We start from the raw sequence: 18,538 nt of genomic DNA on the forward strand, positions 1-18,538 counted from the left end.
TCCCGTTCGTCCTGAGCTTGTCGAAGGATGGGCGGGAAAATCCGAGCATCCACCACGCCAAACCGTTCATGCTTCGACTGGGCTCAGCACGAACGGTTTGGCGGGAAAAGTCATTTCGGAAAGTTATTTTTAGCGGAATCCTTATGGTTCCCATGCTCCGCGTGGTAACCCGCTCAGGGACGCTAGAGCGTCCCGAACCGCGGAGCGGTTCAGGCTGCATTCCCACGCGGAGCATGGGAACGATGAACTGTCCCTTCTCCCGGGGAGAGGGGCTTTTTCGATTACCTCCACAGGGGGACGTTATGGGTAGCGAGATACTTAAAACGATGCAATTTTTAGTTCACCGTTCGGAATACATACTATGACCGCCGACGCGAAGTCTGACACAACGATGGAACAATTCCTGACTTTTGAATTGGCCGGCGAGGCCTACGGCATCGAAATTTTGAAAGTCCAGGAGATTAGGGGGTGGGAACCCGTCAGGATGATTCCCAACACGCCGGCTTATGTCAAAGGCGCGCTGAACCTGCGCGGCTCTATCGTGCCCATCGTGGATTTGCGCGTGCGCTTCAACATGGAAACGGTCGAATATACGCCGATGACGGTGGTGATCGTGATGTGCGTGCAGGCGGAAAATGGCGATGCGACCGTGATGGGTATCGTGGCCGATGCGGTGTCCGACGTGCTGGACATCCATTCGGGCGACATCAAGCACACGCCGAATCTCGGTTCCAAGATCGATACCCGTTATATTCGCGGCATGTATGTCGGCAAGAAGAATATGGTGTTGCTGCTGGATGTGGTCAAGTTATTGAATCCAGACGAGTTCATCGAGATCGCCGGCTTGCCGGCTTCGTCGGGCGGCAAATGACCGCCAGGATCGTTGCCGTTCTGAATCAAAAAGGCGGCGTCGGCAAAACCACGACCACGCTGAATCTGGCCCACGCCTTGGCAAGGCTGGGTTCGAAAGTCTGCGTGATCGATCTGGACCCTCAATGCCATTTGGCCGTGGCCTTGGGCGCGACGTCCCGGCAACAGAGCGGTATCGATGCCGTCATGTTGGGCCAAGCCTCATTGCACGCGCAACGCTTGCCTATCCGGGAAGACTTGAGTCTGATCGCGGCCGGACCGCGTTTGCAAGAGATAGAGCAACTGACGGAAGGCGGGTCGCATCGTGGCGATTTGTTGCGTAAGGCCCTGGCTACCGACGCGGAGGAGCTGGATTTCGTGTTTATCGATTGTCCGCCGTCGTCCGGTATTCTGGTGGCCAATGCGCTGATTGCCGTCGATGAGCTATTGGTGCCAATGACCAGTGATTATCTGGCATTACAGGGCTTGTCGCATTTGATGGGCACGATCAGGAAATTCGAGGCGGCGTTGCAGAAAAAATATTGCATGCGGCTGGTGATGTCTCGTTACCTACCGACGCGCCGACTTTCCAGGGATGTGTTGGAAACCATCAAAAAATATTTTCCTGGGCAGATTTTGGCGACTCCAATCAGAGAAACGTCGGCACTGGCCGAGTGCCCAAGTTTCGGTAAAACCATTTTTGAATACCGTCCGGGTTGGCGTTCGGCGCAAGATTTCGCCGCGCTGGCGGAGGATTTTTTGCAAGACAGGGTGATGTAATGGCAGAAAAAGACGATGACAGCATGATCGGTTACGATCCCTTGGCTTGGCTGCAGGAATCCGGCCAAGCCGGCGGCGAGGTAGCGCCGTTACCGGTGGAGTTCGTGACGGAGGACGAGCCTGAAGACTTGGCGCCGCCGGCTGTCGCGGCGAGCGTGGCGGAACCTGAATGGGTGACGCTGGCCGAAACTGAAACGGTCGAGGAGGAGGACGCGAGTATGGCTGAAGCTACGCAGGGAGCAGCCGATGTCCAGTCTGTCCTATTGGCAGCGGTTCAGAATATCCAGAATGTGGCCCAATTGCATGAGCGCTTGATGAGCGCGTTGGATAAAGGCAGTCAATTGGAGATCGATGCGTCGGCCATTACGACGATAGATACCGCAACGCTGCAATTGTTGCTGGTGTTGAAGCAGACCGCGCTCAAAATGCACAAGCAGGTAGTGATAGACTTTCCTTCCGATAAATTCGTCGAAGCGGCAAGCCTGTTGGGATTGGCGGAAATGCTGGATGTCGATCAAGCCGCGGCGGGTTTTTTCTGAGGGGACGAGGGGATTTTAATCAGTTTTGAAGGCGGCCGTGGCAAACAACGCGCGAGAATTTGAATACACACAGGACGATTTTGATTTCCTGAGGAAAATCTCCAATCAGCATTCCGGTATTCTAGTACCCGATGACAAGTTTGATATGTTTTATTCCAGACTGTCGAAACGGGTGCGCTTGCTGGGGTTTACCCGCTTCAAACAATACTGCGATTATCTGCAGCACCATCCCGAACAGGAATTTACCGAATTCATCAATGCGGTGACGACGAACTTGACGTCGTTTTTTCGGGAAAAACACCACTTTGATTATCTGGCTGAAACCGTACTGCCCGAGTTGCTGAAAAAGAATCAAGCCCAAAGGCAAATCAAGGTCTGGTCGGCCGGTTGTTCGACCGGCGAAGAGCCTTATTCATTGGCGATGACCTTATTGGAAAACGTGCCTTCCGGTTGGGATGTAAAGATTCTGGCCACCGACCTCGATACCAACGTTCTGGCCACCGCGGCCGAAGGGATTTATGCGCTGGAGCGGGTGACTTCGATTGGCGAGCAACGCTTGAAGCGCTGGTTTCAGAAAGGCGTCGGGGCGCAAAGCCGCAAGGCCAGGGCTAGGGCGGACCTCAGGCGGATCATACATTTCAAGCAATTGAATTTGATGCAGGACTGGCCGATGCAGGGTGTGTTTGATGTTATTTTTTGTCGCAACGTGCTGATTTATTTCGACAGGGACACCAAGGCGCGCTTGGTCAATCGCTATGCGGGATTGCTGCGGCAAGGCGGCCATTTGTTCATCGGTCATTCGGAATCGTTGCATCAGATCGACGTGCCTTTTATGCTGGTTGGACACACTATCTATCGGAAGACGGACGTATGACGAATAGCGACGTGGTCGGCAAACCATCCCTTCCCGGCTTTGAACATATCAATCGCTATTGGGACACGGAAAATGGCGTGATTGCCGCCAAATTATTGCCCGGCGAATATTATGTCACTACCGATGATGAGCTGATTACCACCGTGTTGGGCTCGTGCGTGTCGGCCTGCATACGCGACGCCGTGGCGGGCATTGGCGGCATGAACCATTTCATGCTGCCGGTAACCAGTCAGTCGCGTTTGAATTCCAGGGATGAATCCATAGTAGGTACGGCCCTGCGCTATGGCAATTATGCGATGGAGCATCTGATCAATACCATTTTGCAATACGGCGGCAAGCGCAAGAACCTGGAAGTGAAGTTGTTCGGCGGCAGCAAGATCATCGCGACGCTGGGCGACGTCGGCTTGAGGAATATCGAGTTCGTATTGGATTATGTCGATACCGAGGCCTTGAAGTTGGTCTCTCACGACTTGGGTGACATTTATCCGCGCAAGGTGAATTTCTATCCCCAAACCGGTCGGGTCAGGATGAAAAAAATCAAGGACTTGCACAACGACACTATCCTGCTGCGGGAAAAACAATACGGCACGCAACTGAAAACCGCCCCGGTTGAGGGCAGCATAGAACTGTTTTAGGTTAGCCATGGAAAAGATAAAGCTGTTAATTGTGGATGATTCGGCCCTGATCCGGCATATGTTGACGCAGATTTTCAACACCGCCGAGGATATCGAGGTGGTCGGTACGGCCGGCGATCCGTTGATTGCGCGCGACAAGATCAAAGCCCTGAATCCCGATGTATTGACGCTGGACGTCGAAATGCCGCGCATGGATGGTTTGACTTTTTTGCGCAATCTGATGCGCCTGCGGCCGATGCCGGTGGTAATGATATCGACCTTGACCGCCAAAGGGGCGGAAGTCACGCTCGAGGCATTGTCCTTGGGGGCGGTGGATTTTGTCGCCAAGCCTAAGGCCGATGTGCCGAACGCGTTGCGGGAATACGCCGATGAAATCATCAATAAGGTACGGATGGCGGCCAAAGCCAAGGTGCGGGCCCTGGAAACACCCAGGCCAGTGGAGCAGGCGCATGTCGCGAGCAAAAAACATTTCAGAACGACCGATAGGATAGTCGCTGTCGGTTCATCGACAGGCGGCACGGAGGCCTTGAAAATCGTGGTCAAAAGCTTGCCGGCCGATGCGCCGGCCATGGTGGTGACACAGCATTTGCCGGTGACATTCAGTGACTCGTTTGCCAAGCATGTCGATGCCGCCGGGGACATGAGGGCCTGCATTGCCAGGGATGGGCAGTTGATATTGCCCGGCAACATTTATATCGCGCCCGGCGACAGGCATTTGAGCGTGGCGCGCGACGGTGCCCGCTATATCTGTCGCCTTGACGACGGACCCCTGGTCAATCGCCACAAGCCTTCGGTCGAAGTGTTGTTTGAGTCGGTAGCGGAAAATGTCGGTGCCAATGCGATAGGCGTGATGCTGACCGGCATGGGGGCGGATGGCGCCAAGGCCATGGTGCGGATGCGTGAAGCCGGCGCGATCAATATCGTGCAGGACGAAGCCTCGAGCGTGGTGTGGGGCATGCCCGGCGAGGCCTATAGACAGGGCGCCGCGCATCATGTGTTATCCTTGGACAAGATTGCGGACCAAATTCTTGCATTGATGAATTGAATGATGAGCAGATTTCTAATCGATAACCGATGGCGGGTGCTGTCAACCCTTGTGCTGATGCTGTTGCCATTGGTAATTCCGTCCAAGCCGGGCGATTGTCTGGCCATGCTGGCGGTCGCATTGCTATGGATTCATAAGGCGTATGCGATGCACAGGAAGTTGCAGCTTGGCGGCGATGCCGGCACGAAAAGGGATGAGGCGGAACGATTGGAACAGGCGATAGACCGTTATGTCAACGGCCTGGGGACGTGCATAGGCGAAGAGTTGACGCAATTCAATGACGAACTGCTGCAGCTGAAAGCGATGGTCGCGGACGCGGTGGCGACGATGTCGAATAGTTTTAACAACCTGCATCAGCTTACTTCCGGGCAATCGGTGGTGGTGCATGGCCTGATCAAGGATCTCGATCGTTCGGAACAAAGGGCCGACGGCAGCATGAGCTTTCAGCAATTTGCCGAAGAAACCGACAAGGTGCTGAGTTTTTTCATCGAGCATATTTTGCTGATCAGCAAGCAGAGCATGGAGATGGTCGGCGTGATCAACGATGTCGGCGGCCATATGGCGCATGTCGAGAAGTTGTTGGGCGATGTGCAAAAAATTGCCGATCAAACCAATTTACTGGCGCTGAATGCCGCGATCGAAGCGGCCAGGGCAGGCGAGGCGGGGCGCGGCTTTGCGGTCGTGGCCGACGAAGTTCGCAACCTGTCCAAGAATTCCGACAAGTTCAGCGAAGAAATCAAGGCTGTCGTCAACGCTTCGAAGAATAATATCCATCAAGCCCAGGCCATGATCGAAGAGATGGCCTCCAAGGACATGAATATTACGATCAGCTCGAAGGCCAAGATCGACAAGATGATGAACGACATCGCCGTGATCAATCATAAGGTGTCGCAAAGCATCGATCAGGTGTCGAATTTGAACAACAAGATCGAACGTAGCGTCAACGATGCGGTCAGAGGCTTGCAGTTTGAGGATATGTCGCGGCAACTGATCGAATATTTGCAAGCGAACATCGAAAATTTTCAAGCCGTGGTTGATGAAATCAACATAGGCATGGGGGTATTTAAAACCACCGATACCGCCAATTGGGCCAGCCAGTTGAACGACGGTACGGAACGCTTGCGTGAAATGAGGCAGCAATGGCGGGCAAAAGCCAGCAAAGCGGTATCGCAATCTTCCGTCGAAGAGGGCGATGTCGAGTTATTTTAAAATTTAGTAAGGATTTCGTCAGAAATAACTTCCACTTATGCTTCCCATGCTCCGCGTGGGAACCTGCTCAGGGATGCTCTCGCATCTCGAACCGCAGAGCGGTTCAGGCTGCATTCCCACGCGGAGCAAGGGAACGATGAGCCCGGAGTGCGGGAAATTATTTTCAACCAAGTCCTAACTATTCAGGGCGAAGCGCAAAAACCCTCTTGTTATTGAGGCTGCCGTAAAAGTCAAAACAGTTCCTTCTCCCCCTGGGAGAAGGTTTTAGGATGAGGGGGATAAATAAGTGCGTACATTATTTATTTCCTTCACCCCACCCTCTCCCGCGAGGAGAGGGGGTTTTTAAGACGGTCCCATCCAGGAAAAGGAGCAGGTTGTCGACAATTGGCTCGGTTTTACGCTTTGCTGAACGGTTACAAATTTAAAAGCCAAAATGTAGCGTGACATTACCCAAGAAACCAGTGTGTTGGGTCAGTCCAAGCGCCTTTTGCGACAGGTTCCCGACAGGGCGAGCAGATGAAGACATCACACCGGGGACTGGGCCGATGGCATGCAAAAAAAATTGATTGGAGAATGGAATGAGTGTTGAGTCAAAAGTAGAATCCGGGGTTTTGCATATCAATATCGCGGGACGCTTTGATTTTGGTGTGCATAAACAGTTTAGAGACGCGATAAATCAAATCACGGCCGGTATCAAAAAAATAGAGGTGGATTTGTCGGCGACCGATTATGTCGACAGTTCGGCCCTGGGCATGTTGTTGCTGTTGAGGGATAAAGTTTCCTGCGACAGGAATGCGGTCGAGATCAAGGGCGCGCGCGCCGAAGTCAAAAAAATTCTTGAAATCGCCAATTTCAGTAAACTTTTTATCTTGTCTTAATTTCCATGTCTTTCGCCTTACCCTTTGCGTGACAAAGGGTAAGGCCTTCGAGTCCACCAGGCTATACGCGCCGATGAGCAAACAAACCAATTTTTCCAATCTCGACTTCGTGCGAGATTTTTTTCACCGTTTCCTGCCCAATTCCCAAGTCGTTTCGTTGGCCATCAGCCTGTTTGCCGGCTCCTTGTTGATTTATGCTTTGTCCGGGTTGTTGATGCCGGTTTTTGCCTCCGTCATTCTGGCTTACTTGCTCGAGGGGCTGGTCAAGAAACTGGAACCCGTCTGGATGCCCCGCTTGATTGCGGTGCATGTGGTGTTCTTCGCGTTTCTGACCGCGCTGGGCTTCATATTGTTCGTGCTCGTGCCTGTCGTTTCCGAGCAAACCGTGCAATTGGTGCAGCGTATTCCGGAGATGTTGGCCAGCGCTGAGCTCAAGATCATGCAGCTGCCCGAGTTGTATCCAGACTTCATTTCGCAGGCGCGTATCAGGGACATCATGTTGTCTTTTCAGCATGAGTTGTTGAAGCACGGTCAAAACGTCATTTCCGGTTCGGCGGAATCGTTTGCCGGCTTGCTGGCGGCCGTGATCTATTTGTTCCTGGTGCCAATGATGGTGTTTTTCTTCATGAAGGACAAGGACGTGCTGATTGCCTGGTTTGCCCAATTCTTGCCGCAGGATATGACGCTGACCACCCGAGTCTGGCAGGAAGTGGATTTGCAAATCGCCAATTACATTCGCGGCAAGTTCGTCGAGATTTTCATTCTCTGGGCCGCAAGCTATCTGACTTTTATGATGATGGGTCTGAATTACGCGATGTTGCTGGCGGTGTTGATGGGCTTGCAGGTGGTGATTCCGTATGTTGGGGCGACCTTGGTGACTTTTCCGGTATTGGGGGCGGCCTATGCCCAATGGGGCATGAGCGACGGCAACGAGTTCATGTATGTGCTGATTGCGTATTCGGTGATTCAGGCCATTGATGGCGTGGTTTTGGTGCCGCTGTTGTTTTCCGAGGCGGTCAATCTGCATCCGATTGCAATCATCGTCGCCATTTTGTTTTTTGGCGGCTTATGGGGCTTTTGGGGGGTGTTCTTTGCAATCCCGCTGGCCACGCTGGTCAAAGCCGTGTTGACCGCATGGCCGAGGGAAGGGCAGGTCTCGTCGGCTTGAGCGGGTTTTACAGCACGTCGGAGGCATAATCCGCCAAGCGCGAGCGTTCGCCGCGTTTCAGCGTGATATGCGCGCTGTTTTCCCAGTTCTTGAAGCGATCGACCACGTAGGTCAAACCGGAGCTGGTGGCCGTCAAATAAGGCGTGTCGATTTGTGCCAGATTGCCGATGCAAATGATTTTGGTGCCCGGACCGGCGCGGGTGATCAGGGTTTTCATCTGTTTGGGCGTCAGGTTCTGCGCCTCGTCGATGATCAAATAACGGTTCAGGAAGGTGCGGCCGCGCATGAAATTCAAGGAACGTATTTTGACCCGGTTCATCATCATGTTCTGCGAAGCGCCTTGTTCCCATTCGGTCGTGCCGGAGCGGCTGCCTAGCACTTCCAGGTTGTCCATCAAGGCGCCCATCCAGGGGGCCATTTTTTCTTCCTCGGAACCCGGCAAAAAGCCGATGTCCTCGCCAACCGGCACGGTTTCGCGGGTCATGATGATTTCCAGAAAGGCCTTGTGTTCCATCGTCAAGGACAGGCCGGCGGCCAGGGCCAGCAGGGTTTTACCGGTGCCGGCGGAACCGAGCAGGGTGACGAAGTCGACGTTGGGGTCGAGCAGGGCGTTCAGGGCGAAGTTTTGCTCGCGGTTTTTCGCGCATACGCCCCAGACGCTGTGGTGTTTGTTGCGGTAGTCGCGCGCGAGTTGCAATACGGCCGTCTCGCCGTCCACGGATTTGACGATCGCTTCAAACCCCGATTCGTCCTCGAGATATAGAAATTGATTGGGGTACCATTCCGCTACATGCGGGCCGTGGATGCGGTAAAAAGTATGGTTGTTATCTTGCCAGGATTCCATTTTGTCGCCGTGCTGTTCCCAGAAATCCGGCTCCAATGCCATCGAGCCGCTGTAGAGCAGGTCGATGTCTTCTATGGTTTGGTCGTTATGATAGTCTTCGGCAACGATCTGCAAGGCAGCAGCCTTGATGCGCATGTTGATGTCCTTGGACACCAGAATCACATTGACGTTGGGATATTCCTTGGTCAACGCCAGTACGATGCTGAGTATCGAGTTATCGGCGATTTGACCGGGCAGGTCCGCCGGCAGCAAGTGCGATAACTGGCGGGTTTGAAAATAAAGGCGCCCGATATCGGCCTGTTCGCCAGCGGGGCCGTGCTCGATTTTGGATAATGGCAGACCTTCGTTGATCGTGTGTTGGTCGGCGTCCCGGATCAGGTCGTCCAGAAAGCGGCTGACCTGGCGCACGTTACGGGCGACATCGGATACGCCTCTTTTCGCATGGTCCAGTTCTTCCAGCACCACCATCGGAATGAAAATATTGTGTTCCTGAAAACGAAAAATCGCGGTAGGGTCGTGCATCAGGACATTGGTATCCAATACGAACAGTTTTTTGGCGGTGGCTTGAATATTCATGGGCTCCTTGAAAATCGAAGGGAAGTCGAATGCGCTAGTGTTTAATGGACAGTCTTTCTACTCCATCTGTTGGGGAGGCGTCAAATCCGGCGTGTATTGCGGGTTTGCGATGGGCGCATTTTGGGGTGGCGGTTTGTGTTGGCTGTCCAATTACAATAGAATGCAAGCTTCATGCGATTTTCCTCTGTACATGGTGACTATTCGGTGTGAAGCGCAATAACCCTGTCCTCAGGAGGGGTGTCGAAAAGCCCCCTCTCCCCGCGGGAGCGGGCAGGGGTGAGGGAAATAATAATGTAAGCATCTGATTTATACCCCCTCATCCTACCTTCTCCCGGCGGGCAAAGGAATTGGACACCTCTCCGGCGATGAGAGGGGGCTTTTTCGACAGGAGTGGGCGCGGGTCATCGGTAGTTTGCTCGGCTTTACGATTTGCCGAGCAGTTACCTGGATTGTTGTTTTAATCAAATAATTGGTGTCTCGTTATGGCATTTTCAGGATCACGCCAGCCGGATTTGGATTGGAGTCAAATTAGGGAAACCGTTAAATTGCTAGCGGTATCGGTGGCGCAGGTTGAAGGCGGCCTGAAAAGCGGTGACGAATCGGTTGGGGTGCTGGCGACCTCTTTTACCCGCATGGTCGATGACATGAGTGCGGTGCAGGAGATCTTGACGAATTTGGCGCCCAGCGAAGAACGCGACCGGGCCCTGCGGCATTGCGCCTCCACCCAGGAAACCATCTATTCGTCGATCGTGGCGTTTCAATTTTACGATCGCTTGCAGCAATGTTTACAACACGTCTCCAGTGGGCTAAAAGGCTTGTCGAATATCATCGAAACCCCAGGCCGCCTTTACAATCCGGTCGAATGGTGCAAGCTTCAGGAGGAAATTCGTAGCCGTTACACGATGGAATCGGAAAAGATCATGTTCGATGCGATCCATGATGGTAAAAGCATCGAAGAAGCATTGGCTTTGGCGGCGGAATCGGCCAACAAGGCGGATCAGGACGAAATCGAATTTTTTTAATTGATATACACGTTATACAGTCGTTGATGAAAAACAAATCCTTGTTAGCTTTTCTGCCGTTGCTGGTTCTGGCATCCGCCTGTAGCACGGTGCCTGAGCAACAGCAAAAACCCGTGGCCAAGGTGGTCAAGCCAAAGCAGCCGGCGCCGGTAAAACCGCCCATCGCCAAAAAGCCTGCTCCTCCGGTGGTTAGAAAAGATCCGCCCGGCACAGCGACTTACGCCATCGATGACGCCAAAAGCAGTTTTAAAATAGAGCCTAGCGTGCCGGCCATGCGTATCGATCCCATGGCGCCGCCGGTGGAATTGCCAAGCGCTACCGGGAGTGCGGATGGTACGGCCACACCCGCGCCGGGCAGCAATCTGATCACCCCTACGCCTGTCGTTTCGGCGCCCGTGATGCCGGCCTATGCCGTTGAAGACGTTCGCATGCCGGCGGGAACATCGCCCGCCGTCGTGGCCTTGCTGACCGAGGCCGATCGCAATCGTGCCTCGGGCGATCTCGATGCGGCGGTGATTTCCACCGAGCGGGCCTTGCGTATTGATTCCCGAAATCCCGCGCTGACCTATAAACTGGCTCAACTCAGGATCAAGCAAAACAAGCCGCAGTTGGCCGAGGAATTGGCCGGCAAGGCCGCCTTATTGGCCGGCAGCGACCTGGATTTGAAGCGCAAAAGTTGGTTGTTGATTGCCGAAGCCCGACGCATGCAGCAAAACTACCAGGGCGCCAAGGAAGCCAAGGCAAAGGCGGAAAGCTTTTAAGGCCGCCTGGTTTGTGACTACGTGACCGAACTCGCCGACGTCTTTGGTAGTGACGGCGCATTAGCCGGTGTCATCGCCGGTTATTCGCCCCGCTCCGCGCAAATCGAAATGGCCGAAAAGATTGCCGAGGCGATTGCCAGCGGGCAAAACCTGATCGCCGAGGCCGGCACCGGCACCGGCAAGACCTTTGCCTATCTGATTCCGGCGATTTTGTCGCGCAAGAAAGTCATCGTCTCCACCGGTACCAAAAACCTGCAGGATCAGCTATTCAACAAGGATCTGCCGCTGATCCGCAAGGCCTTGAGTCGTATTCCGTTCAAGGCCAGCCTGCTGAAAGGCCGGGCGAATTATCTGTGTACTTATCGCTTGGAATTGGCGTTGAATGCGTCTTTTGGTTACAGCAAGGAAGACGCGGCGGCGCTGGCGCAAATCAAGTCCTGGTCCCGACGCACCAAGACCGGCGATGTCTCCGAAGTGGCCGATGTGCATGATGGTGATCCGGTCTGGTATCACGCCACTTCCACCACCGATAATTGCTTGGGGCAAAACTGTCCGGATTACGCCGACTGTTTTTTGACCAAGGCCCGCAAACAAGCTCAGGAATCGGACGTCGTCGTCGTCAATCATCATTTGTTGTGCGCGGATTGGTCGATACGCGAAACCGGTTTCGGCGAGTTGCTACCGGATGCCGAAATCGTCATCATCGACGAGGCGCATCAACTGGCCGATACCGCGTCCAATTTTCTGGGTGTTACCGTCAGCGGCAAGCAGCTCACAGATTTGGCCGACGATGCGCTGGCCGAATATTTCACCGACGCCAAGGACATGCCGGATCTGCGCACGGCCTGCGAGGATTTGCAACTCGAGGTCAAGGACATGCGGTTGGCGTTTGGGCTTGAATTGCGCCGCGGCGACTGGAAAGACATCGAGGAAAATCCCAAAATCGCCGGGGCATTGGAATCGTTGCAAAAACAGCTGGCGCGTCTGACCGATCAACTGGAACGAGCTTCGGTGCGCAGCAAGGGCTTGGAATCCTGTTTCGATCGCGCCGAAGCGCTGGACATGCAACTGGAAACCCTGATCAACGACAAGGACGGGCAATGGATCAAATGGTACGAAACCTACAGCAAGTCGTTCACGTTGAGCCGCACTCCGCTGGACATCGCCAAGGAATTTCGCGGGTTCATGGCCCGGCATAAGGCGACCTGGATTTTTACCTCGGCGACTTTGAGCGTGGCCAATAATTTCGGTCACTTTTCCCGCAGTCTGGGGCTGAACGGCGCCCAAAGTCAGAGCTGGGAAAGCCCATTCGATTACCCCAACCAAGCCTTGTTTTATCATCCACGCGGTTTGCCCCAACCCAGCGACCCCGAGTTTACCGACAAGATCGTCGATTTCGTCTTGCCGGTATTGGAGGCCAGTCGGGGCAGGGCGTTTTTCCTGTTCACCAGTCACAAGGCCTTGCAGCGTGCCGCGCAATTGCTGGAAGGCAAAATTGATCATCCGTTGTTGGTGCAGGGCAGTAAATCCAAGGGCGTATTGTTGGAAGAGTTCAAGAAATTGGGCAATGCGATATTGCTGGCGACCGCCAGTTTTTGGGAAGGGGTTGATGTCCGCGGTGACGCGCTATCCTGCGTGATCATCGACAAGCTGCCGTTTGCCTCGCCGGGCGATCCGGTTTTGAAAGCCAGAATGAGCGCGATGGAAAAACAGGGCAGAAATCCCTTCTTCGAGCATCAATTGCCCAGCGCGATCATCATGTTGCGCCAGGGTGTGGGCCGTCTGATCCGCGATGTCAACGATAGGGGGGTGTTGATGGTGTGCGACCCGAGACTGTTGAAACGCACCTATGGGCAAATGTTTTTGGACAGCGTGCCGGCGATGAAACGTAGCCGTGAGATCGAAGATGTGCGGCGGTTTTTTGCCACAGAGGAAACACATTGAAATTACTAGCACTGGAAACTTCCACCGACGCCTGTTCGGCGGCCTTGTTCATCGACGGCGAGATTTGCGAAAAATTCGAGTTGGCGCCGCGCGAACATACCAAACTGATTTTGCCGATGGTGGACGCGTTGATGGCTGAAGCGCAGCTAAAACCCTGGCAACTCGATGCGGTCGCCTTGAGCCGCGGACCGGGCTCTTTTACCGGCGTGCGCATTGCTACCGGCGTGGCGCACGGCATCGCGTTTGGCGCCGACGTGCCGGTGGCGCTGGTGTCGACCTTGGCGGCCATTGCGCAGGATTTCTTCAATCGATACCCGGTTGACGTGTCCTTCACGGCTATGGACGCGCGCATGGACGAGATTTTTTGGGGCGTATATCGGCGCAATGATTCAGGCTTGGCCGAGTTGCTCGGCGACGAGGCGGTGACGCCGGCGGCCGCGGCAAGCTTTCCCGAACTGGCCGGGTTTGGCGTCGGTTCGGGCTGGGCGGTACATGGCGAATGTTTGAGCGAACGTTTGGGCGCGCGCGTGCAGGGTGTCGTCAGCGAGATTTGGCCGCGCGCGGCCTGCGTCGCGCAATTAGGCGCCGATGATTTTGCCAAGGGCTTGGCCGTGCCGGTCGAGCAAGCGCTGCCGGTCTATCTGCGCGACAAAGTCGCTAAAAAGCAGTCGGAAAGATAAGGTACAATGGCTTTCATTTAAGCCTTGTATTCTTAAATGGCCGAGTTTCTCGAAGTTCATCCACAAAACCCGCAACCGCGCTTGATTCAACAGGCGGTCAATATCATCCGTAACGGCGGGGTCATCGTTTATCCGACCGATGCGTCCTACGCGCTGGGTGCGCAAATCGGCGACAAGCAGGCGATGGATAAAATACGTCGCATCCGGCGTCTGGATGATAATCACAACTTTACGCTGCTCTGCACCGATCTGTCGCAAGTGTCGACCTTTACCAAGATGGGCAACGATGCTCACCGGTTGATCAAGAGCCTGACGCCCGGACCGTTCACGTTTTTGTTGGATGCGACGCGCGAGGTGCCACGGCGTCTGCAGCATCCGAAAAAGAAAACCATAGGCGTCCGCATCACCGATAACCGCATCGCGCGGGCGCTGTTGGAGGAACTCGGCGAACCGCTGCTGACCACGACGATGATATTACCCGGCGAGGATGAGGCTTTGGCCGATCCTTATGAAATCCGGCAAAAGCTGGATAAGGAGCTCGATTTGATCATCGACGGCGGCATCATCGACTACAAACCCACCACCGTGATTGCCTGTACCGATAAGGTCATCGAGATCGTCAGGCAGGGTATAGGCCGCGCCCCTATGCTCGAGGATTGAATATGATGGGTGATTTGACTTTGGTACAGTTATTTGTCGTCATTTTGGTGCCTTTGGTCTTAGCTGTCACAGTTCATGAAGTAGCTCATTGCTGGATGGCGAAATTGTTCGGTGATAATACAGCAGAGCAACAAGGGCGTTATACCTTGAATCCGCTTATGCATATTGATCTATTGGGTACGATTGTTGTACCCGGTATTCTTCTGTATTTTACTGGATTCATAATTGGCTGGGCTAAGCCGGTTCCCATCGATTCGAGAAATTTCAAAAAACCTAAGGAAGCTATGATGCTAGTTGCTTTAGCTGGACCATTTTCAAATATTTTGATGGCATTTGGTTGGGCGTTTCTAGGTAGATTCGCTGTAGAAATTTCTCAAATCGAATTTGTAGCAGACCCGTTAAATCTCTGGAGTAGAGCAGGTATCCACTTTAATCTGATTTTGGCTTTAATTAACCTCTTACCTATTCCTCCTTTGGATGGTAGCCGAGTAATCAGCGGTCTTTTGCCCGATTACTGGGCTTGGCGCTACAACCAGTTGGAGCGTTTTGGACTAATTATCATGGTTATATTACTTTTAACAGGAATGCTAAATATTCTTTTTGATTACCCTATATATTATTTAGAACAATGGTTTGTAGGTTTGGCTGGTCGATGATGTCAACACGATTAGCCGTGAAGTATGCATTGCTAAGCAATGTAAGGTACGCACTGCGTACCACGATGCTGTGAGCATGGATACCGTCGAGACGCAAGTCGAAGCGCCTATTACGCAACCATTGGCGATGGTACAGGGTGAGCCTTATCAGGATTTGCCCGAAGACTTGTATATTCCGCCAGATGCGTTGGAAGTGTTTCTGGATGCGTTCGAAGGGCCGTTGGATTTATTGCTGTATTTGATCCGGCGGCAGAATCTGGATATTCTGAATATCCCCATTGCGCAGATCACCCGGCAATATCTGGCTTACATCGACATGATGGAAAATCTGCGGCTGGAGTTGGCGGCGGAATATCTGGTGATGGCCGCGCTACTGGCGGAAATCAAATCCCGCATGTTGCTACCCAGGCAGCCTGAGAGCGAAGAGGAAGAAGAGGACCCGCGCGCGTTTTTGATTCGTAAGTTGCAGGAATACGAAGCGATCAAAAAAGTCGCCGAAGAAATCGATCAATTGCCCAGGAATGAGCGTGATACCTTCGAGGCGTCAGTGGATACGGCGACGGTCAACGTGCGGCAAGTGTTGCCGGATGTGCAACTCAAGGAATTATTGCTGGCGTTTCAGGATGTGTTGAAGCGCGTCGAGCAACTCAGTCACCACCATATAACCAAAGAGCCCTTATCAGTCCGTGAACGAATGGCAGCCATTTTGGAAAAACTTAACGGAGCAGATCAGCTCCCTTTCCCAGCGTGTTTTACCCGAAGTGAAGGAAAAAACGGGGTGGTTGTCTCGTTTCTTGCCATCCTTGAACTCTCCAAAGAGCGAGTCATCGACATTTTCCAGCCCGAACCCTACGCCGGTATCCACGTTAGAATCCGCGCCAATAGCAGTACCGGCGATTGAAGCATCCGTTAGCCAAACCGTCGTCGATGATGTTGTTGCCAAGCCTAAACCACGCAAACCCAGGGCAAAGCCCGAACCCATTATCCAGGTGGTCGAGCGGCGGAAAAAGGTGGTTCGTTTTCCGGCGATCTGGACGGCGGAGTTGCGGGCCAGGCCGGCACAACGGCAGCCAATCGCACCTGTGCCTATCCTTGAGCGTAAACCCGCGACCCGGCTACCGCCAAAGTGGGCAGCGAGTTTTCGAGCCACGCCGCCTTTGTCACGGACAAAAGCTGTCAACAAATCCGCCAGCCGACTGCCGGCTCAATGGGCTGCTGAATTGCGCACCAAGAAGATTTCCGTACCGGCAAAATCGGTCAGGAAATCTTCGGCCCGGCTACCCTCGCAGTGGGCGGCGACCTTGCGTGCCGGTGCCGGCAAGGCCATTGTATTGGAACGCCCGTTGCAGTTACCCGAACAACCGATAGAGTACGACGTGAACATCAAACGCATCGTGGAAGCCATCCTGTTTGCCGCCAACAAGCCGATGACGGTCAAGCAGATTCAAGAGGCCTTTCCGGAGCTGGAGCAACCGGACACATTGGAAATTCAAATGGCGCTGGAAGCCATTGCCCGGGACTATATGACGCGGCCCATAGGCTTGAAACAACTGGCCAGCGGCTATCGTTTTCAAATCCGGGAAGGTATGGCGCCCTGGGTGACGCGCTTGTTCGAGGAAAAACCGGCACGGTATTCCAGGGCTTTGCTGGAAACTCTATCCATCATCGCGTACCGGCAGCCGGTGACGCGCGGCGAGATAGAAGACATCCGGGGGGTCAGTGTCAGTTCCGGTATCATCCATACCCTGCTTGAGCGGGAATGGATACGCGTGATCGCCCATAAAGAAGTGCCGGGCCGGCCGGCCTTGTACGGCACCACCAAGCAATTTCTGGATTATTTCAATTTAACATCGTTGAGCGAATTGCCGACGCTGCAAGAAATCAGCGATCTTGATTTCAGTAACGAACAACTACCGCAGGAACACCGTGAAAGACCGCAAACCGAGCCATCCGAAACAGAAGTCGTCTCAACCTCAGCCGCAGAACAGGAAACCGCATCCGATACGGAAGCCAAAGCCGACAACGGCTGCGAAACCCGAACGCTCCACTGAGTCCGCGCCCGGCGGCGAACGTATCCAGAAATTGCTGGCCCGGGCCGGTTTGGGTTCCAGGCGCGAAATCGAGCGCTGGATAGAAGAGGGCAAGTTGACCGTCAATGGCAACCGTATCCAGCCGGGTTATCATTTGAAACCGCATGACCATCTGCAAATCAACGGCCGGGTGGTGAAATGGGAAAAATACGCCGAGCAGCCGACGCGCGTGCTGGTATATCACAAACCGGTTGGCGAACTGGTCACCCGACGCGATCCGGAAGGCCGGCCGGTAATCTTTACCCAATTGCCGCGCCTGGCGGTGGGCCGATGGATTGCGGTGGGTCGGCTGGATATCAATACGTCCGGATTGATTTTGGTGACCAATAACGGCGAACTGGCCAATCGTCTGATGCATCCTTCGCGGCAAGTCGAACGTGAATATGCGGTCAGGATATTGGGCGAAGTCGATGAAGCCATGATGGAAAGATTGCGGCAAGGCGTCGAGCTGGAAGATGGTCCGGCGCATTTCGAAGACGTGCGTTTCTATGCCGGCGAGGGCGCAAACAAATGGTTTTATGTCACGGTCAAACAGGGGCGCAACCGGCTGGTCCGGCGCCTGTGGGAATCGCAAGGCGTCAAGGTCAGTCGCTTGATTCGGGTGCGCTATGGCGACGTCGTATTGCCGGAACGGGTCAGGGCACATTCGTTTTATGAGTTGGAAGCCAAGGAGCTAGAAACGCTGATGGCCTCTGTCGACTTGTGACAGGGATTGATCAGCCTATCGCAAAAGTCAAAACGTTATTCAAAACAGGCGGGCGGCAAGCTGGATCAAGCGCCGTCCGCAGTCATCATCACGAGGTGAGTCGGCTAATCATGGGTGTTTGGCCTTGCCGTCGCAGGTAAAGTAAACTATTTCGGATTGGTGTGGTTGATTGCCAGGCGCGCCGGCTTCGTGGCGAATAATGGTTTTTGACTTGCGCCGGTCGGGCTCATGATGAACTGTCAAAAAATTTTACAAAACCAAACAGCAATTGTTTTTCGTTGATATGGGATGTCAATGAATTCAAGGGTTTATTTTTTTTGGTTCGCGGTTTGCTTATAAATGGAGGCTTGATAGTCAAAAGTCTAGCGTCTTTGTTATGTCTGTGTTAATGACTCTGACGGAGATATATCGGCGCTGAGGCGGACAAGCCTTTTATAGGTGTCTATTTATATTGGATGTAGGGAATTTTTCTATAAGAAAAAACAATTAATTCTTCATTGAGGAACTTGCAAAATACCACTATTAGTGGCCAATTAATTTTAAAAACCACTATATCTAGTGGTTTTTGCGTAAAATTTCATAATTTTGCAAGTACCTCCATTGAATGCGGATTTTGGGTTGA

General features: G+C 53.5%; 19 protein-coding genes. 18 read left to right on the forward strand and 1 reads right to left on the reverse strand.

The window, feature by feature from the left end; translation table 11 throughout:
* Positions 1 to 361 precede the first annotated feature (361 nt).
* From NM686_RS08550 to NM686_RS08590, 9 genes are all read left to right on the forward strand, one after another.
* Positions 362 to 871: a chemotaxis protein CheW gene (locus NM686_RS08550; protein ID WP_255187458.1), complete on the forward strand. Its 510-nt coding sequence runs from the start codon at positions 362 to 364 to the stop codon at positions 869 to 871.
* The gene (locus tag NM686_RS08555; RefSeq protein WP_255187459.1) at positions 868 to 1,629 is read left to right on the forward strand and encodes a ParA family protein; all 762 of its coding nucleotides are present in this window, start codon (positions 868 to 870) and stop codon (positions 1,627 to 1,629) included. The genes NM686_RS08550 and NM686_RS08555 overlap by 4 nt, the downstream gene beginning before the upstream one ends.
* Entirely contained in the window at positions 1,629 to 2,168 is a 540-nt protein-coding gene (locus NM686_RS08560; RefSeq protein ID WP_255187460.1) for an STAS domain-containing protein, read from the forward strand. Before NM686_RS08555 ends, NM686_RS08560 begins: the two co-directional genes overlap by 1 nt.
* 37 nt (positions 2,169 to 2,205) lie before the next feature.
* Positions 2,206 to 3,042: a CheR family methyltransferase gene (locus NM686_RS08565; RefSeq protein WP_255187461.1), complete on the forward strand. Its 837-nt coding sequence runs from the start codon at positions 2,206 to 2,208 to the stop codon at positions 3,040 to 3,042.
* Positions 3,039 to 3,677, forward strand: coding sequence for a chemoreceptor glutamine deamidase CheD (cheD, locus tag NM686_RS08570; RefSeq protein WP_255187462.1), 639 nt, complete (start codon positions 3,039 to 3,041; stop codon positions 3,675 to 3,677). Before NM686_RS08565 ends, cheD begins: the two co-directional genes overlap by 4 nt.
* Before the next feature lie 7 nt (positions 3,678 to 3,684).
* Positions 3,685 to 4,722 carry a protein-glutamate methylesterase/protein-glutamine glutaminase gene (locus tag NM686_RS08575; RefSeq protein ID WP_255187463.1) on the forward strand — a complete coding sequence of 346 codons (1,038 nt, stop codon included), beginning with the start codon at positions 3,685 to 3,687 and terminating at the stop codon, positions 4,720 to 4,722.
* Entirely contained in the window at positions 4,723 to 5,931 is a 1,209-nt protein-coding gene (locus NM686_RS08580; RefSeq protein ID WP_269022729.1) for a methyl-accepting chemotaxis protein, read from the forward strand.
* A gap of 578 nt (positions 5,932 to 6,509) precedes the next feature.
* Entirely contained in the window at positions 6,510 to 6,809 is a 300-nt protein-coding gene (locus tag NM686_RS08585; RefSeq protein WP_255187465.1) for an STAS domain-containing protein, read from the forward strand.
* A gap of 73 nt (positions 6,810 to 6,882) precedes the next feature.
* Positions 6,883 to 7,977 carry an AI-2E family transporter gene (locus NM686_RS08590; RefSeq protein ID WP_255187466.1) on the forward strand — a complete coding sequence of 365 codons (1,095 nt, stop codon included), beginning with the start codon at positions 6,883 to 6,885 and terminating at the stop codon, positions 7,975 to 7,977.
* A gap of 7 nt (positions 7,978 to 7,984) precedes the next feature.
* Here NM686_RS08590 and NM686_RS08595 read toward each other — a convergent pair whose 3' ends face one another.
* Positions 7,985 to 9,397: a PhoH family protein gene (locus NM686_RS08595; protein WP_255187467.1), complete on the reverse strand. Its 1,413-nt coding sequence runs from the start codon at positions 9,395 to 9,397 to the stop codon at positions 7,985 to 7,987.
* A 482-nt stretch (positions 9,398 to 9,879) separates the two neighbouring features.
* On the opposite strand from NM686_RS08595, the gene NM686_RS08600 reads away from it, so the two are divergent.
* From NM686_RS08600 to rluB, 9 genes are all read left to right on the forward strand, one after another.
* Positions 9,880 to 10,419: a hypothetical protein gene (locus tag NM686_RS08600; protein ID WP_255187468.1), complete on the forward strand. Its 540-nt coding sequence runs from the start codon at positions 9,880 to 9,882 to the stop codon at positions 10,417 to 10,419.
* Positions 10,420 to 10,445: 26 nt separating this feature from the next.
* On the forward strand, positions 10,446 to 11,180 hold the full coding sequence (locus NM686_RS08605) for a tetratricopeptide repeat protein (protein ID WP_255187469.1): 735 nt from the start codon (positions 10,446 to 10,448) through the stop codon (positions 11,178 to 11,180).
* A 21-nt stretch (positions 11,181 to 11,201) separates the two neighbouring features.
* Positions 11,202 to 13,124 carry an ATP-dependent DNA helicase gene (locus NM686_RS08610; protein ID WP_255187470.1) on the forward strand — a complete coding sequence of 641 codons (1,923 nt, stop codon included), beginning with the start codon at positions 11,202 to 11,204 and terminating at the stop codon, positions 13,122 to 13,124.
* On the forward strand, positions 13,121 to 13,804 hold the full coding sequence (gene tsaB / locus NM686_RS08615) for a tRNA (adenosine(37)-N6)-threonylcarbamoyltransferase complex dimerization subunit type 1 TsaB (protein ID WP_255187471.1): 684 nt from the start codon (positions 13,121 to 13,123) through the stop codon (positions 13,802 to 13,804). Before NM686_RS08610 ends, tsaB begins: the two co-directional genes overlap by 4 nt.
* A gap of 36 nt (positions 13,805 to 13,840) precedes the next feature.
* Positions 13,841 to 14,464, forward strand: a complete 624-nt coding sequence (locus tag NM686_RS08620; RefSeq protein WP_255187472.1) for an L-threonylcarbamoyladenylate synthase — start codon at positions 13,841 to 13,843, stop codon at positions 14,462 to 14,464.
* 2 nt (positions 14,465 to 14,466) lie between these two features.
* Positions 14,467 to 15,120, forward strand: coding sequence for a site-2 protease family protein (locus NM686_RS08625; protein WP_255187473.1), 654 nt, complete (start codon positions 14,467 to 14,469; stop codon positions 15,118 to 15,120).
* A gap of 76 nt (positions 15,121 to 15,196) precedes the next feature.
* Positions 15,197 to 16,021: a segregation and condensation protein A gene (locus NM686_RS08630; protein WP_255187474.1), complete on the forward strand. Its 825-nt coding sequence runs from the start codon at positions 15,197 to 15,199 to the stop codon at positions 16,019 to 16,021.
* Entirely contained in the window at positions 15,924 to 17,171 is a 1,248-nt protein-coding gene (gene scpB, locus NM686_RS21735) for an SMC-Scp complex subunit ScpB (protein WP_255187475.1), read from the forward strand. The genes NM686_RS08630 and scpB overlap by 98 nt, the downstream gene beginning before the upstream one ends.
* Positions 17,122 to 17,916: a 23S rRNA pseudouridine(2605) synthase RluB gene (rluB, locus tag NM686_RS08640; protein WP_329959186.1), complete on the forward strand. Its 795-nt coding sequence runs from the start codon at positions 17,122 to 17,124 to the stop codon at positions 17,914 to 17,916. The genes scpB and rluB overlap by 50 nt, the downstream gene beginning before the upstream one ends.
* Positions 17,917 to 18,538 lie beyond the last annotated feature (622 nt).

This window comes from Methylomonas rapida (assembly GCF_024360925.2).
Lineage (GTDB): Bacteria > Pseudomonadota > Gammaproteobacteria > Methylococcales > Methylomonadaceae > Methylomonas > Methylomonas rapida.

Excerpts from the sequence above, each read along its gene's own strand:
- NM686_RS08550 (WP_255187458.1), top strand. The coding sequence starts at position 362 with ATGACCGCCGACGCGAAGTCTGACACAACGATGGAACAATTCCTGACT.
- NM686_RS08555 (WP_255187459.1), top strand. The coding sequence starts at position 868 with ATGACCGCCAGGATCGTTGCCGTTCTGAATCAAAAAGGCGGCGTCGGC.
- NM686_RS08560 (WP_255187460.1), top strand. The coding sequence starts at position 1,629 with ATGGCAGAAAAAGACGATGACAGCATGATCGGTTACGATCCCTTGGCT.
- cheD (WP_255187462.1), top strand. The coding sequence starts at position 3,039 with ATGACGAATAGCGACGTGGTCGGCAAACCATCCCTTCCCGGCTTTGAA.
- NM686_RS08575 (WP_255187463.1), top strand. The coding sequence starts at position 3,685 with ATGGAAAAGATAAAGCTGTTAATTGTGGATGATTCGGCCCTGATCCGG.
- NM686_RS08580 (WP_269022729.1), top strand. The coding sequence starts at position 4,723 with ATGATGAGCAGATTTCTAATCGATAACCGATGGCGGGTGCTGTCAACC.
- NM686_RS08585 (WP_255187465.1), top strand. The coding sequence starts at position 6,510 with ATGAGTGTTGAGTCAAAAGTAGAATCCGGGGTTTTGCATATCAATATC.
- NM686_RS08590 (WP_255187466.1), top strand. The coding sequence starts at position 6,883 with ATGAGCAAACAAACCAATTTTTCCAATCTCGACTTCGTGCGAGATTTT.
- NM686_RS08595 (WP_255187467.1), bottom strand. The coding sequence starts at position 9,397 with ATGAATATTCAAGCCACCGCCAAAAAACTGTTCGTATTGGATACCAAT.
- NM686_RS08600 (WP_255187468.1), top strand. The coding sequence starts at position 9,880 with ATGGCATTTTCAGGATCACGCCAGCCGGATTTGGATTGGAGTCAAATT.
- NM686_RS08605 (WP_255187469.1), top strand. The coding sequence starts at position 10,446 with ATGAAAAACAAATCCTTGTTAGCTTTTCTGCCGTTGCTGGTTCTGGCA.
- NM686_RS08620 (WP_255187472.1), top strand. The coding sequence starts at position 13,841 with ATGGCCGAGTTTCTCGAAGTTCATCCACAAAACCCGCAACCGCGCTTG.
- NM686_RS08625 (WP_255187473.1), top strand. The coding sequence starts at position 14,467 with ATGATGGGTGATTTGACTTTGGTACAGTTATTTGTCGTCATTTTGGTG.
- NM686_RS08630 (WP_255187474.1), top strand. The coding sequence starts at position 15,197 with ATGGATACCGTCGAGACGCAAGTCGAAGCGCCTATTACGCAACCATTG.